At 61.3% G+C, this 14,244-nt stretch carries 12 protein-coding genes; 7 read left to right on the top strand and 5 right to left on the bottom strand.

All coding sequences use genetic code 11. The features are described 5' to 3' along the window. Positions 1–4: 4 nt before the first annotated feature. A complete protein-coding gene (locus CER19_RS26050) occupies positions 5–1,543 on the bottom strand; it encodes a PLP-dependent aminotransferase family protein (RefSeq protein ID WP_116668495.1) in 1,539 nt (512 codons plus the stop codon). An 87-nt stretch (positions 1,544–1,630) separates the two neighbouring features. Between CER19_RS26050 and CER19_RS26045 the strand changes: the two genes are divergently transcribed. From CER19_RS26045 to CER19_RS26035, 3 genes are read left to right on the top strand one after another with little or no spacing between them, the layout of a single operon-like run. Next, on the top strand, positions 1,631–2,269 hold the full coding sequence (locus tag CER19_RS26045) for an FMN-binding negative transcriptional regulator (RefSeq protein WP_116668494.1): 639 nt from the start codon (positions 1,631–1,633) through the stop codon (positions 2,267–2,269). Beyond that, entirely contained in the window at positions 2,266–2,712 is a 447-nt protein-coding gene (locus tag CER19_RS26040) for a GNAT family N-acetyltransferase (protein ID WP_116668493.1), read from the top strand. The genes CER19_RS26045 and CER19_RS26040 overlap by 4 nt, the downstream gene beginning before the upstream one ends. 10 nt (positions 2,713–2,722) lie before the next feature. Further along, the gene (locus CER19_RS26035; protein ID WP_116668492.1) at positions 2,723–3,394 is read left to right on the top strand and encodes a GNAT family N-acetyltransferase; all 672 of its coding nucleotides are present in this window, start codon (positions 2,723–2,725) and stop codon (positions 3,392–3,394) included. Between the two features lie 127 nt (positions 3,395–3,521). Here CER19_RS26035 and CER19_RS26030 read toward each other — a convergent pair whose 3' ends face one another. After that, on the bottom strand, positions 3,522–4,424 hold the full coding sequence (locus tag CER19_RS26030; protein WP_116668491.1) for a homocysteine S-methyltransferase family protein: 903 nt from the start codon (positions 4,422–4,424) through the stop codon (positions 3,522–3,524). 114 nt (positions 4,425–4,538) lie between these two features. Between CER19_RS26030 and CER19_RS26025 the strand changes: the two genes are divergently transcribed. Together CER19_RS26025 and CER19_RS26020 are read left to right on the top strand one after the other, a co-directional pair. After that, positions 4,539–5,360, top strand: coding sequence for an ABC transporter substrate-binding protein (locus CER19_RS26025; protein WP_116668490.1), 822 nt, complete (start codon positions 4,539–4,541; stop codon positions 5,358–5,360). After that, entirely contained in the window at positions 5,357–6,127 is a 771-nt protein-coding gene (locus tag CER19_RS26020) for an amino acid ABC transporter permease (protein WP_014720547.1), read from the top strand. The genes CER19_RS26025 and CER19_RS26020 overlap by 4 nt, the downstream gene beginning before the upstream one ends. A gap of 3 nt (positions 6,128–6,130) precedes the next feature. Here the strand turns inward: CER19_RS26020 and CER19_RS26015 are convergent, their stop codons facing one another. Then, entirely contained in the window at positions 6,131–6,409 is a 279-nt protein-coding gene (locus CER19_RS26015; RefSeq protein ID WP_116668489.1) for a helix-turn-helix domain-containing protein, read from the bottom strand. Beyond that, complete coding sequence (locus CER19_RS26010) at positions 6,406–7,746, bottom strand: type II toxin-antitoxin system HipA family toxin (RefSeq protein WP_116668488.1); 1,341 nt, start codon at positions 7,744–7,746, stop codon at positions 6,406–6,408. The genes CER19_RS26015 and CER19_RS26010 overlap by 4 nt, the downstream gene beginning before the upstream one ends. Positions 7,747–7,969: 223 nt before the next feature. On the opposite strand from CER19_RS26010, the gene CER19_RS26005 reads away from it, so the two are divergent. Next, positions 7,970–10,936 (top strand): autotransporter domain-containing protein, encoded by a 2,967-nt coding sequence (locus CER19_RS26005; protein ID WP_116668487.1) that lies wholly within the window; start codon positions 7,970–7,972, stop codon positions 10,934–10,936. Positions 10,937–11,045: 109 nt separating this feature from the next. Then, positions 11,046–12,347, top strand: coding sequence for an autotransporter domain-containing protein (locus CER19_RS26000; protein ID WP_116668486.1), 1,302 nt, complete (start codon positions 11,046–11,048; stop codon positions 12,345–12,347). An 84-nt stretch (positions 12,348–12,431) separates the two neighbouring features. Here CER19_RS26000 and oadA read toward each other — a convergent pair whose 3' ends face one another. Then, entirely contained in the window at positions 12,432–14,240 is a 1,809-nt protein-coding gene (gene oadA, locus CER19_RS25995) for a sodium-extruding oxaloacetate decarboxylase subunit alpha (protein WP_094773988.1), read from the bottom strand. Positions 14,241–14,244 lie beyond the last annotated feature (4 nt).

Raw genomic sequence — 14,244 nt, 5'->3', positions numbered from 1 at the left:
CGCCTTATGGCAGCCAGGCCAAGCGCAAACGCGCCAGCCCCTGGGCAATGCCCGACTCAGGCACGGCAGCAAACCCCAGCACCAGGCCGGCGCGTTGATCCGGCGGTGTGCTGGAGTCTGGCAGCCAATAGGTGCTCAAGCCGTTGATCTCGACATCCACCGCACGGGCCTGCTCCAGCAACTGCTGCTCGCGGCGCAGGCTGTCGACACGCACCGTCAAGTGCAGCCCCGCCTCGACGCTGGGCAAGGGGCCGACACCGGTTAAATCATCTGGCCAATCTGCCAGCATGGCATTGCGACGGCTCAACGCCGCACGCCGCATACGCCGGACGTGGCGCTGGAAATGCCCCGCCGCCATGAATTCGGCCATTACAGCCTGAGTGCTGACTTCGGAATGACGCATGTCAACGGCACGGCGCCGACTGAAGGCCTCTACCAGACCCGGCGGCAATACCAGGTAGCCCAGGCGCAAAGCCGGAAATGCCACCTTGCCGAAGGTGCCGACGTACAGCACCCGACCATTGCGATCCAGCGCCGCCAGGGGCGACAGGGGCGCACCGGTGTAACGGTACTCACCGTCATAATCGTCCTCGACGATCCAGCCGCCAGTACGCTCGGCCCAGGCCAGCAACTCCAGGCGCCGCGCCAGGCTCATCACCACGCCCAACGGGTACTGATGGGACGGCGTGACATAGGCCACCCGGCAATCCTCAAGGCGGTTCAAGACCTTGCAGTCAATACCATCGCCGTCCACCGGCACGCCCTGCAATCGGCCACCTGCCAAAGCAAAGGCATGGCCGGCCGCGCGATAACCCGGGTTTTCCACCGCCACGCCATCCCCAGGCTCCACCAGCAGCTGTGCACAAAGGCTGATTGCCTGTTGCGCACCACTGGTGATCACTATTTGCTCAGTCGTGCACTGCAGACCTCGCGCAGTGCGCAGGTAGGCGGCGATCAAACCACGTAGACGCTCGTCACCGGCCGGGTCGCCGTAACACAGCTGCGCCAGGTCCGGCTTGCGCCAGAACGCCCCGTTAAGCTTGGCCCACACCTCAAAAGGGAATAGATCGAAGGCCGGAACCCCCACGCGAAAAGCCCGCGGCGGACCGCAAGGAGGCTGGGCAAGATGGTTATGTTTAACCCTGTCCAGGCCGCGACTGTGGATAACTTCGTTGGCCTGATTTTGTGCATAATCCCGACGATTTGTGGATAAGGCTGTGGGTAAGCCTGTTGAAAACCCTGTGGATGGTTTTGTGGATAGTTTTTTTGCTGTGGGCAGCTGTGAGACGTAGGTGCCGTCTCCCACCCGGCTTTCAATAAACCCCTCGGCATACAACTGATCGTAAGCGCGTACCACGCTGTTGCGCGAGATCGACAACGCCGCCGCCATATCACGGGTGGCAGGCAAGCGCGTGCCACTGACCAGTCGCCCATCCAGCACGCGCTGGCGCAGGGCGTCGTACAGCTGGCGTGTCAGTCCCTGGCGGCGATCCAACTCGATGCCAGTAGGGTCGAACGACATCGAGGGGACGACGGGCGGCATATTGGACCTATGAAATGAGGGCTAGATGGCTCTTACAACGAACCAATAGCCTGCCTAGGATGCAGGCATTCGCCAAGGAAAATCTCCATGTACACACCCCGCGCCTTTGCTCTCGATGACTTGCCCGAAATCCAGCAACTGATCCAGCACACCCGTCTGGCGCAGTTGGTAACCGTGGGTGAAAACGGCCTGCAAGCCAGCCACTTGCCCTTGCTGCTCAACCCCGATGAAGGGCCCAATGGCACGCTGTACGGTCACTTGGCCAAGGCCAACCCGCAATGGCGCGAGCTGCAAAATGGCGGTGAAGCGCTGGTGATCTTCGCCGGTGCCGACGCCTATATCAGCCCGGCGTTTTACCCCGCCAAGGCCGAGCACGGCAAAGTGGTACCGACCTGGAACTACATCGCCGTGCACGCCTATGGCACGCCTGCGGTATTCAGCGACGCCGAGCGCTTGCTCAAGGTGGTCACCGCCCTCACCGACCGCCATGAAAGCGGCCGCGCCCAGCCCTGGCGTGTCAGCGACGCACCGGCGGACTACATTGACGGCATGCTCAAGGCCATCGTCGGCTTTGCCCTGCCGATAGAACGCCTGGTGGGTAAACGTAAACTCAGCCAGAACCGCAGCGCCGCCGACATGGCCGGTGTACGTGACGGCCTGGCCGCCAGTGCCGATGTACGTGACCAGACCCTCGCCCGCTTTATTCCCCAAGGAGCTTCAGAATGAGCTTGATCGACATTCGCCAGGTCACCGCTGCCGACCACGCCGCCTGGCTGCCGCTGTGGCAGGCTTACTTGGCGTTCTACAACACCGAACTGCCGGACGCCGTCAGTCAAAGCACCTGGCAACGCCTGATCGACCCCAGCGAGCCGACCCATTCGGCACTGGCCTGGCAGGATGGCAAGGCGGTGGGCATGGTCAACTTCATCTACCATCGCTCCAACTGGAGCATCGAGAATTCCTGCTACCTGCAGGACTTACTGGTGGACCCGACCCAACGTGGCACGGGCGTGGGTCGCCAATTGATCGAATTCGTCTACGCCACCGCCAAGGCCGATGGCTGCTGCAAGGTGCACTGGTTGACCCATGAGACCAACGCCACGGCGATCCAGCTCTACGAGCGCATCGCCGAACGCCCAGGCTTCATCCAATTTCGCAAAGGTCTTTAAGGAGCACAGCATGATCAATTCCCTCGCTGATTGGAAAGGCGTCCCGGCGCCGACTGCGCAACGGCTCGAAGGGCGTTTTATCCACCTGGAAAAGCTCGACCCGGCGCGCCATGCCGATCAACTGTGGCAAGCCCTTGAAGGCCCAGGGGCCGACCCGAAGCTGTGGGATTACTTGCCCTACGGCCCGTTCACCGAGCGCAGTGCCTTCGACGCCTGGTTGAACAACCACGCCGCCCACAGCGACCCGTACTTTTTCAGCGTGATCGACCGTGCGACGGGCCAGGTTCAGGGCATCCTCAGCCTGATGTCCATCGTCCCGGCGCAAGGCCGTATCGAAATTGGCCACGTCACCTTCGGCGCACCGATGCAGCGCTCGCCCAAAAGTACTGAAGCGGTGTACCTGCTGGCCAAGTATGCGTTCGAGCAGGGCTACCGTCGGCTGGAGTGGAAGTGCAACAACGGCAACGCGCGGTCCAAGTACGCAGCCGAGCGCTTGGGCTTCAGTTTTGAAGGGGTGTTCCGCCAGCACATGGTGGTCAAGGGGCAGAACCGCGATACGGCGTGGTATTCGATCCTGGATTCGGAATGGCCGAAGGTCGGTGCCGGGTTTGAGGCATGGTTGTCGGAGGCGAACCAGAGTGGTTCGGGCCAGTTGAAGACACTCACAGAGTGTCGGGATTAAGGCTCACATTTGTGGGAGCTGGCTTGCCTGCGATACAGACACCTCGGTGTATCAGGCAAAACCAGTTGATGCCATCGCAGGCAAGCCAACTCCCACATTGGAGGGTGGCCACTCTCGGAACTTAGGCTCAGCCAGCCAACTTCTGGGCCAGCACCGCAATATGCTCCGGCCCGATGCCACAGCACCCCCCCAAATGGCTGGCGCCACGCGTCTTCCAATCAGCCGCCCAATGCAGGTAACCAGGCGGGTCGAGGTCGTCGCGCAACGGGTCCAGACCATCGTTGGCCGTGGCTTCCTTGGGTTGCGGTGGGAAGGCGTTGGCGTAGGCGCCGATCTGAATCGCTACACCCAATCGTTCGAAGGTTGCCCGCGCCGCATCAATGGCTGCGCCGATCACTTCCGGCTGGCTGCAGTTGAACAGCAATACCTGCACGCCCAGTTGCGCCGCCGCCTCGGCTGCGTCCGCCACCGGTTCGCCGGAGCGCAGGCGCGGCACCTCGTCGGTGTCTTCGTCTTTCAAAGTAAACGACAGCCAGAACGGCTTGCCATCCTTAGGCAGCCCGGCATGGATCGCCCGTGCTTCAGCGATCGAGCTCTGGGTTTCCGCCAGCCACAGATCGACATGCGGGGCCAGGCCGTTCACCAAGGGGGTCAGCAACTCACTGACGCGCTCGGCCTGGAACAGATCTGGGCGATAAGAGCCAAACAGCGGCGGCAGTGAGCCGGCTACCTGCACAGCTTTACCGCTGGCCTGCACCGCCCGTCGCGCCAACTCACCGGCCAGGGCGGCCAGCGCCTGCCCTTCTTGGGCAAACCGCGCTTCGCCAATGTGGAACGGCACCACCGCATAACTGTTGCTGGTGATCACATTGGCGCCGCTGTCGATGTAGGCCGCGTGCACCGCCTCCACCGCTTGCGGCGCTTCGCTCAAGGCCAGTGCCGACCATTCCGGCTGACGGAACGGTGCACCACGGCGTTGCAGTTCACGGCCCATGCCACCATCGAGAATCACTGTGCTTACTGTGCCCATATGCTTTTTACTCATATGCTTATGAAAATAACTCACTATGAGAGTCGTTCTTATAACTATTTAATGCGTACCGTTCGGTTAATAACAACCTCTTTTTTATTCAGGTGTTCGATTTTGAAATTCAGACCGCTGTTGGCCCTGGGCCTGACGATGTTGGCTGCTTCAACCCAAGCCTTTGGCGGTGCCACGCTGGATCGTGTCGAGCAGAAGAAAGAGCTGGTCGGCGTGCTGATGGAAAGCTATCCGCCGTTTTCATTTCTCAATGACCAGAACCAGCTCGACGGTTTCGACGTGGACGTGGCCAAGGCCGTGGCGCAAAAACTGGGCGTGAAGCTACGCCTGGAAACCCCGTCCTGGGACGTGATCGCCGCCGGCCGCTGGAGCGGGCGCTACGACATCTGCATCTGCTCCATGACCCCGAGCAAGGCACGCGCCGAGGTGTTCGACTTCCCGGTGGAGTACTACGCCTCGCCCGCCGTGATCGTGGTCAATGCCAAGGACGAGCGCATCCACGACGCCCGGGACCTGAGCGGCAAGAAAGTCGGCCTCACCAGCGCTTCGAGCTATGAAAGCTACCTGAACAAGAACCTGGTGATCGAAGGCGCCGAAGACACGCAGTTGCAGTACCCGTTCGAGGATGTGCAGATCGCCCCGTACGACACCGACAATGTGGCGTTCCAGGATCTGGGCCTGGGCGCCGGCGTGCGCCTGGATGCGATCCTCACCAACCTGGTCACCGCGCAGCCGCGCCTGACCCAGGACAAGCGTTTCAAGCTCGCCGGTGCGCCGCTGTACTCGGAGCCCAACTCGGTGGCCATCGAGAAAGGCGACCCGCAGTGGGACAGCAAAGTGCGTGAGGTCTTCGCCCAGCTCAAGCAGGACGGCACCTTGAGCGCGCTGTCGCAAAAATGGATCGGCGCCGATATCAGCCGATGAGTTTTCGCCTACGGCTTTACCTGACCTGGGCGGCGCTGTTCGCCCTGTTTGCGAGTTTTTTCCTGAGCTTTGACCTGAAGTTCTCGATCATCCTCGACAAGCTGCCCAACCTGGTCGGCCTGCACCTTGCGCCCAACGGCTTCCTGCAAGGTGCGGCGCTGACGCTGTTCTTGTGCCTGTGCGCCATCGTCGCATCATCGGTGCTGGGCTTTATCACCGCGTTGGGGCGCCTGTCCAAAAGTGCGGTGGCGTTCGGCATCGCCAGTTTCTACGCCTCGTTCTTTCGCGGCACGCCGCTGCTGATCCAGATCCTGTTGATCTACCTGGGCCTGCCGCAACTGGGGCTGGTACCAGGCGCCATCGTCGCCGGGATCATCGCGCTGTCGCTGAATTACGGCGCCTACCTGAGCGAGATTTTCCGGGCCGGCATCCTCGGCGTGCCCCATGGCCAACGCGAGGCTGCGCTGGCCCTGGGCATGCGTGACAGAGCGATCTTCTGGCACGTGACCCTGCCCCAGGCCATGCGCACCATCATCCCGCCGGCCACCAACCAGTTCATCTCGATGCTCAAGGATTCGTCGCTGATCTCGGTGATGGGCGTGTGGGAAGTGATGTTCCTGGCGCAGTCCTATGGCCGCTCAAGCTACCGCTATATCGAGATGCTCACGACCGCGGCGATCATTTATTGGGTGATGTCCCTGGGGCTGGAATTGATCCAGGCGCGGATGGAGCGGCATTTCGGCAAGGGCTACGTGCGGCGCGGTTGACGGTCAGGGCCTGTTGCGCCGTACCTTGATCACGCCCATCTGCAAACCGAAGGGCCGAAACACGGCATTCAGCGATTTCAGGGTTGGGTTGCCATCGCCATGTTCGATATGCACCAGGGTACGCACCGAAATTTTGCACATTCTGGCGAACTGGCTTTGGTGCAGGCCGGTCACTTCGGTGCGAAGGCGGCGTACGGCGGCGCCCAGCTCGAGCGAGCCATCGGCCAAGCCTTGTTCGACGCTTTCGATCAACAACGCACGGGCATCCATGCTGATCGTCATCTCAACCCCCACTGCTTGAGGCGCACGTCCAGTTTCCCCAATGGGATGCTGGGGTGATTCAAGGTCACAGCGGGCACGCCACTGGCCACCAAAAGATCCGGTAATGCACGCAGGTGCTCGGCTGTTTGTCGCAGGCGTTCAAAGCTTTGCTCGGGGTCGACGAGGTCGGCCAGAGCCTCGCATACCGCTCTCCAATTGATATCCCCGGCGATTTCCAAGGGTTTGGGCCATTTGGTGGTTCGAGTGACTGCTTCAGCATCCATTACCATGGGCGCCAAATCATAAATAGGGGCTAGGCGCAGCGCTTCGGGTTCCCGGATGATCGACGTATTGCGACCGTGGTTATCCGAATTACCCAGCACTTTATTCAACAAATCCCGGCGCAGGTACTCTGCAACCAGATCTGCGACTTGGTCCTCTTGCCCCACGGCTCGCCATTGAGCAACCAACAGCCTCACCACTTCCAGATGATCCATGTAGCTGCCAGGGTTCGTCACGCCCGCCAAGGAATAGATCGACTCGACAGCCAGCCGCTCAACACCGCCCTCACCCAGCCTGCGATCAAAACGATGCATCCACAGGCTGGGTTTTGTCGCCTCTTCCAGCGCCAGCCCTTCGGTGGCAACCGTTTCGATGCCAAGAGACTCAAGCGCCCGGTAATAGTGATACTCGCTTCTCAGGATATCTTGATCAGTCTGCGTGGCCTGGTTGCGCGCGAACTTGATGAACCAGTGCTGAGCGACGTCATCGTCATTCAGGATCGCGTCTGGATACAACAAGCCATCTACGCCTTGGGTCATCAACAATTTCGGTGCCTCGCCACCTGCTCCGGTAGCACCGCCTATGGCAGCACCTTGTTCATAGGCATATTCCAGGAAGCGGTTATCGCGACTGATGACATCATGCCGCGCAAATCCCATCGGTATTTCACCGCCAAGGGCTTGTATGGACTCCTTGATCCGCATGTTGCCAATTGGCGCTGGCGTACTGCGCCCCAACAAAAACAAATCGGCATCGATGGCCTGGGGTTTCTCACGACCAAGACGCTGCATCAAAAAGCGCTTTGCCGCGCCGGCTGGCGCGATATCGTGCAAAAAAGCGGGGGCTGACTTGAGCACTGTAACGTCCCAATCCAGTGGGAACCGGGCACTGACAGCGCTGCGGAAAGGCTGCTGGATATCTTCGAGGTGATCGACAAGATAATCCTGGCTGTAATGAAACCTGCAGGGCCCGACAAAACCCTTTTGCGGTTCAGGAAACTCAAGTCGCATAGCATCACGCCAGTGCCCGGCGGCGAAAATCTGCAGCGTCAAAGAGTAAGCGGTGTCTTTATGCAATTTAGTGCACCTGCTAAGCGGCGACGAGAGGAGCACCTGCAATATAGTGCATTTTTCATCAATAGATAGGCCTTACATACGCATTAAAATGCATATATAGACGTCAATTACCTAAAAATATGCAATTTAATGCAGACATCTTAACCTTCATTTTTGCGACACATTCCTGCAACCACCTTCCGTTATACAGGTCGACTCGCTTGCCATAACAAGGTCGCCCAGCATGCCCCCGTGTCCTCAACGCCTCGCGCTCGCCATCACGCTGTTGGCCAGCGGCGCTTTCATTGAAGCAGCCGCAGCCAAGACGCTGCAGATCGACACGCCTACCACCCAGGGGCAAACCCTGGGTGGCAGTGATACGTTGACCACGTCGGCGCCTGGCAGCATTACAACCTCCGGGGTGGCGGTGACGCTCAAGGACGGCACCAGCGGTTCGGGGGTGGTGGTGACTAACGCGGGCAAGCTGGTCTCCAGCGGCGGGCGGGGTATCGACAGTTCGGGGAGTGTCAGCGGGGAGCGCAGGTACAGCATTTACAACCTTGCCGGCGGGGTGATCCAAGGCGCCAATGATGCGTTGCGCATCAACAGTAGCTTTGCCAGTGGCAACTTGCTGATCGACAACAGCGGCACCATTCGTTCGGCCACCGGCCAAGGGCTGGACCTGGATGCGATGCGCAGCAGCAACGTCACCTCCACGATCATCAACCGTGCCGGTGGCTTGATTCGCGGGGAGGCCAGCGACGGCATGAAGACCGGCGCCAACGCCTCTATCACTAACTACGGCGAGATTTCCACCGGCAACACCTTCTCCCGCGATGACAAGTTCGATGGCGTGGACATCGACTCCGCCAGCGGCGTGACGGTCACCAACTACGGCCTGATTTCCGGCGGCCGTCATGGCATCACCACGGACGAGGGTGCCACGCTGACCAACTACGGCACGGTGATCGGCCGCAACGGCTCGGGCTTTGGTTCCGATGGCGACGGCAGCGTGATCAACCACGGCACCATCACCGGCGCGTTCTCCGGGCTGCAACCGGATGGCGACGGTGACGGCGTGGACATCGACAAGATCGCCCATATCGAAAACTACGGGGTCATCCAGGGTGTCGGCGCCGGTGGTGTCGACAAGAACGGCTTCGCCAACGGCAGCGAAGGGATCGCCCTGGGCGGTGGCGCTATCTACAACGCCAAGGGCGCGCTGATCAGTGGTGCCAACAATGCCATCCTGGTGGACGACGGCAGCGACGGGCCGGGGCTCGCGGCCACCACCCTGGAGAACCACGGCACGATTCAGGGCCTGGATGGCTTTGGCGTGAAGTTCGTCGGCAACTACGCCGACACGGTCATCAACAGCGGCACGATCAGCGCCAGCAATGGCTTGGCCCTGGACTTGGGCGGCGGTGATGACCACCTGATCTTGCGCAACGGCAGCCGCTTTAACGGCACGGTGGACGGTGGCAGCGGTTATGACCGACTGACCCTGGGCGACGTTGCAGGCGGCAGCTTTGGCGACAGCCGCAACTTCGAATGGCTGGAGATCAAGCAAGGCACATGGACGTTGACCGGCCAGGGTGATTTCAGCGACGGCGGCAAGATTTCCAGCGGTGCCAAGCTGGTCAACAAAGGCGGCATTGCCGGTAACCTGACGGTCGACGCAGGTGGTGTGTATGCCGGCGGCGGCTCGGTGGGTGGCCTGGTGCTGAACGGCACCCTGCAGACCAACACCGCATTGGGCACCGCCACCATCACCCGTGACGTGCACATGGGCAGCGGCTCGACCCTGGCCTATGGCGTCAACGCCGACGGTAGCAGCGCGCCGATCAAGGTCGGCGGCACCGCTTACCTCAATGGCGCGACCCTGGCGGTCAACCCCGGCGAAGGCACCTACCCCTGGCAAAGCCACTACAGCGTGCTGCAAGCCGGCAGTATTAACGGCACGTTTGGCAAGGTCACCAGCGACTACGCCTTCCTGACCCCGACCCTGGATTACAGCCCCACTCAGGTCGGCCTTACGTACACCCGTAACGACATCGCCTTCAACCAGTTCGCCAGCACCGCCAACGGTGCCAGCGCCGCCAACAGCCTGGCGGGCCTGGGCACGAACAACCCGCTGTACAACGCCTTGCTCAATACCACCACCGCCACAGCCGGGGCAGCCATCGAGCAACTGGCGGGCAGCAGCACTGCCAGCCTCACCAGCGCTACCCTTAATGCCAGCGCTCAAGTGGGCCACAGCATGCTCGCCGCCATGCACCAGGCGGGCGGCGGTGCGGGATTGCTGGTGGGGCGGGATGGCAAAGACACACCCGCACTGGCGGCCACAGGCGTACCCGCCGAGGTGCGCAACCTCAATGACCCAAACGCCCGCGGCCGCCTGTGGCTGCAAGGCATTGGCAGCTACGGCAAGCTTGATGGCGAGCACGGCAGTTACGGTTTGACCCAACGCACCAAAGGCACCGTGCTCGGCGCCGATTGGGCGCTGGACAGCGACTGGCGCTTGGGTGTGCTAGGGGGTTACTCCAAGACCGACCTGGACACCACCGGTGTCGACGGCAGCGTCGACAGCTGGCACGCCGGCGTCTATGCCCTGCGCCAGAGCGGCCCATTGGCGTTGCGACTGGGTGCGGCCTACAGCGGGCACCAGGGCGACAGTAAACGCACGCTGGCCTTCAGCGGTTTTAACGACCGCCCCAAAGGCGACTATGACGCCAACAGCCAGCAGGCTTTCGCTGAACTGGGCTACGCCATGGGCAGTGGTCGCTTGAGCGCAGAGCCGTTCGCCAACCTCGGCTACCAGCGCTATCAGCGCGACGGTTACAACGAAAAAGGCGGCGCCGCTGCGTTGCACGTGGAAGGCCAGACCCAGGACAACTTCAGCAGCACCTTCGGCCTGCGCCTGGCCCACCTGAGCCAGCTGGACAACGGCATCAGCCTCACACCCCGTGCCAGCCTTGGCTGGAAACATACCTATGGCGATGTCGACAGCACCACACGCCAGGCTTTCCTGGCCGGGGGCACCGCCTTCAATGTGCAAGGCAGTGCCCTGGATCGGGACAGCCTGTTGCTGGAAGCGGGCCTGGATGTAGGTTTATCCGCCCGCCATCGCATAGGCCTGGGCTATACCGGCGAAGTGGGCAGCAACAGCCGCAACCATGCGCTGACCGGCCAATGGCAGATGAGTTTTTAATCGCACCGTACTAGAGACAACTCCCGCAAAACGGTGGTCGATAGCCTGACAGTTATCCCCCCGCACCTCGCCTAAATTCCCGGCCTCATTCATCAGAGGTTGGGAATTCATGCCCTTTACACTTCAAAGAATCGCAATCGTCATCGGCCTGGCAGTGGCGGCAAGTTTTCAGCCCGCCCACGCGCGAGGCGATATCGAATACAGGCCCTATGGCAACCATCCCTACGACGCCGCCGACTATAGCGAGGCGTTTATACCCGAGTTCGAAGCGCCGCCCATTCCACCGCCCTTCGACGGATTCCTCACCCAGCAGGCCACTTCGCACAACGGCCTGCAGGTTGCCAAAGTACTGGAACCGGCATTGATTCAACTGGTGGCCTCCGGCGAACTGGACTCGGAAGACCTCAAGCAAGTGCAGAAATCACTCGAGCAATTGAGCAAGCAGCCCGGGGGGATCGGCGCAGCCCTTGAGCAGCTGGCCGCAAGCCAAAACGCCAACCTGGCCACCGCGACCCAGGCCAGCACGCAGCACCTGAGCCGCCAATTGCTCGCCACCCTGCGCACACGGCCTAATGACGACGGCGGCCACTTCTGGGTGCAAGGCCTGGGCAACGGCGGCAGCCTTGACGCACAACACGGCAGCGCCGGCCTGAAACACGATACCCAAGGCCTGCTATTGGGCGGTGACTGGGCGATCGACCATGCCTGGCGGGTGGGTGTCATGGGCGCCAAAACCTCCAGCCGCTTCGAGGCCCCGCGCTATGCCGCCGAATTGGACAGTTGGCACTTGGGCGGCTACGCCGTGCGCCAGGACGGCCCCTTGGCCCTGCGCCTGGGGGCGATCTACAGCAACCATGCCGGGCAGAACAAACGCAGCGTCAGCCTGCTCAATTACAACGACTCGCTCAAGGGTAATTACAACGCCAGTAGCCAGACACTGTTCTCCGAACTGGGCTATCAACTGGGCAGCGGTGGCTCCAGTGTCGAACCCTTCATCGGCCTGGGCTACCAACGCTATCAACGCGAGCGCTTCAAAGAGAGCGGCGGCGTAACCGCATTGAACGTCGGCCCACAAACCCAGCGAAACCTGAGCAGCACCGTCGGCGTGCGCCTGGCAACGTTGTATCGCTTCGACAACAACATGAGCCTCACGCCCCACCTCAGTACGAGCTGGAAGCACCTGTATGGCGACGTCAACAGCCAGGTCCGTCAAACCTCGCGCTATGCGCCAGGCCTGATCGATGGTTACACCATCACCGGCGCCGCCCTGGACCGCGATAGCCTCGACCTGCAAGCGGGCCTGGACCTTGCCTTGTCCAACCAACACAGCGTCGGCCTGACTTACACCAGCCAAGCCGGCAACCATGGCCACGACCAAGGTCTGACCGGCCAGTGGAAAATGAGCTTCTAACCCTGCCAAACACTTAAATTGCAGGCGAAAAAAAGGGGGGCACCTGCCCCCCCGAGGATTAAACGTCAGTCTCGAAGGCTGTGATCAGCCTTCGATCTCAATCAGGATTTCGCCAGGGTTGACCCGGTCGCCCTTGGCCACATGAACAGCAGTAACCTTGCCGGCAATCGCTGCCTGCACTTCGGTTTCCATCTTCATGGCTTCGGTGATCAGCACGGCCTGGCCGGCCTTGACCACGTCGCCGACCTTAACCAGCACATCGACGATATTGCCCGGCATCGCCGTGCTGACATGCCCCGGTTCGGTCGCATGCTTGCGCTTGCTGCCGCCGCTGCTGACAAACTCGTTGAGCGGTTCGAACACCACTTCTTCCGGCATGCCGTCGATGGACAGGTAGAAGTGGCGCTTGCCTTCGGCCTTTACACCGACACCGGTGATATCCACGCGGTAGCTTTCGCCGTGCACATCGATGACGAACTCGGTCGGTACGCCTTCGCCGCCAGCACGGGCCACACCGCCCGCTTCCGGGATCGGCAACAGCACTTCAGGGGCCAGGGTGCCGGCGTCGCGTTCTTCGAGGAACTTGCGCCCGATGTCCGGGAACATGGCGTAGGTCAGCACGTCTTCTTCGGACTTGGCCAATGCGCCGATTTCGCCGCGCAGCTTGGTCATTTCCGGCTTGAGCAAATCCGCCGGGCGCACGTCGATCACGTCTTCGCTGCCGATGGCCTGGCGGCGCAGTTTTTCGTTCACCGTGCCTGGTGCCTTGCCGTAACCGCCTTGCAGGTAAAGCTTCACTTCGTTGGTGATGGTCTTGTAGCGCTCGCCAGCCAGCACGTTGAAGAACGCCTGGGTGCCAACGATCTGCGACGTCGGCGTTACCAGCGGCGGGAAGCCGAGGTCTTCACGGACCCGTGGGATCTCGGCCAGCACTTCACTCATGCGGTTCAGAGCGCCCTGCTCTTTGAGCTGGTTGGCCAGGTTGGAGATCATCCCGCCTGGCACCTGGTTGACTTGCACACGGGTGTCGACGGCGGTGAATTCGCTCTCGAACTGGTGGTACTTCTTGCGCACGGCATAGAAGTACAGGCCGATCTCTTGCAGCAGTTCCAGGTCGAGGCCGGTGTCGAACTCGCTGCCTTTAAGGGCCGCTACCATCGACTCGGTGCCCGGATGGCTGGTGCCCCAGGCAAAGCTGGAGATGGCCGTGTCGATATGGTCGGCACCGTTTTCGATGGCCTTGAGTTGGCACATCGCGGCCAGGCCGGCGGTGTCGTGGGAGTGGATAAAGATCGGCAGGTTCTGCTCGGCTTTGAGTGCCTTGACCAGTTCGCCAGTGGCGTAGGGCGTGAGCAGGCCAGCCATGTCCTTGATCGCGATGGAGTCGCAGCCCATGGCTTCCAATTGCTTGGCCTGGGCCACGAACGCTTCCACGGTATGCACTGGGCTGGTGGTGTAGGCGATGGTGCCTTGTGCATGTTTGCCAGCGGCTTTGACCGCTTCAATGGCCACGCGCAGGTTACGCACGTCGTTCATTGCATCGAAAATGCGGAACACGTCGATACCGTTGACCGCCGCCTTGGCCACGAAGGCTTTGACCACGTCGTCGCTGTAGTGGCGGTAGCCCAACAGGTTCTGGCCGCGCAGCAGCATTTGCAGGCGTGTGTTAGGCAGTGCGGCGCGCAGTTGGCGCAGGCGCTCCCACGGGTCTTCCTTGAGGAAGCGCACACAGGCGTCGAAGGTCGCGCCGCCCCAGACCTCCAGGGACCAGTAGCCGACTTTGTCGAGCTTGTCGCAGATCGGCAGCATGTCGTCGGTGCGCATGCGGGTGGCCAGCAACGATTGGTGGGCGTCGCGCAGGATGGTGTCGGTTACGAAGATCTTCTTGCTCATTGTT

Origin of the sequence: Pseudomonas sp. GL93 (assembly GCF_003408955.1) — a bacterium.
GTDB lineage: Bacteria > Pseudomonadota > Gammaproteobacteria > Pseudomonadales > Pseudomonadaceae > Aquipseudomonas > Aquipseudomonas paracarnis.
This window is presented reverse-complemented; position numbering and strand designations above follow the sequence as displayed.

Bases quoted from the DNA above. Each gene is read 5' to 3' on its own strand.
- CER19_RS26050 (WP_116668495.1), bottom strand. From the start codon at position 1,543: ATGCCGCCCGTCGTCCCCTCGATGTCGTTCGACCCTACTGGCATCGAG.
- CER19_RS26045 (WP_116668494.1), top strand. From the start codon at position 1,631: ATGTACACACCCCGCGCCTTTGCTCTCGATGACTTGCCCGAAATCCAG.
- CER19_RS26040 (WP_116668493.1), top strand. From the start codon at position 2,266: ATGAGCTTGATCGACATTCGCCAGGTCACCGCTGCCGACCACGCCGCC.
- CER19_RS26035 (WP_116668492.1), top strand. From the start codon at position 2,723: ATGATCAATTCCCTCGCTGATTGGAAAGGCGTCCCGGCGCCGACTGCG.
- CER19_RS26030 (WP_116668491.1), bottom strand. From the start codon at position 4,424: ATGGGCACAGTAAGCACAGTGATTCTCGATGGTGGCATGGGCCGTGAA.
- CER19_RS26020 (WP_014720547.1), top strand. From the start codon at position 5,357: ATGAGTTTTCGCCTACGGCTTTACCTGACCTGGGCGGCGCTGTTCGCC.
- CER19_RS26015 (WP_116668489.1), bottom strand. From the start codon at position 6,409: ATGACGATCAGCATGGATGCCCGTGCGTTGTTGATCGAAAGCGTCGAA.
- CER19_RS26005 (WP_116668487.1), top strand. From the start codon at position 7,970: ATGCCCCCGTGTCCTCAACGCCTCGCGCTCGCCATCACGCTGTTGGCC.
- CER19_RS26000 (WP_116668486.1), top strand. From the start codon at position 11,046: ATGCCCTTTACACTTCAAAGAATCGCAATCGTCATCGGCCTGGCAGTG.
- oadA (WP_094773988.1), bottom strand. From the start codon at position 14,240: ATGAGCAAGAAGATCTTCGTAACCGACACCATCCTGCGCGACGCCCAC.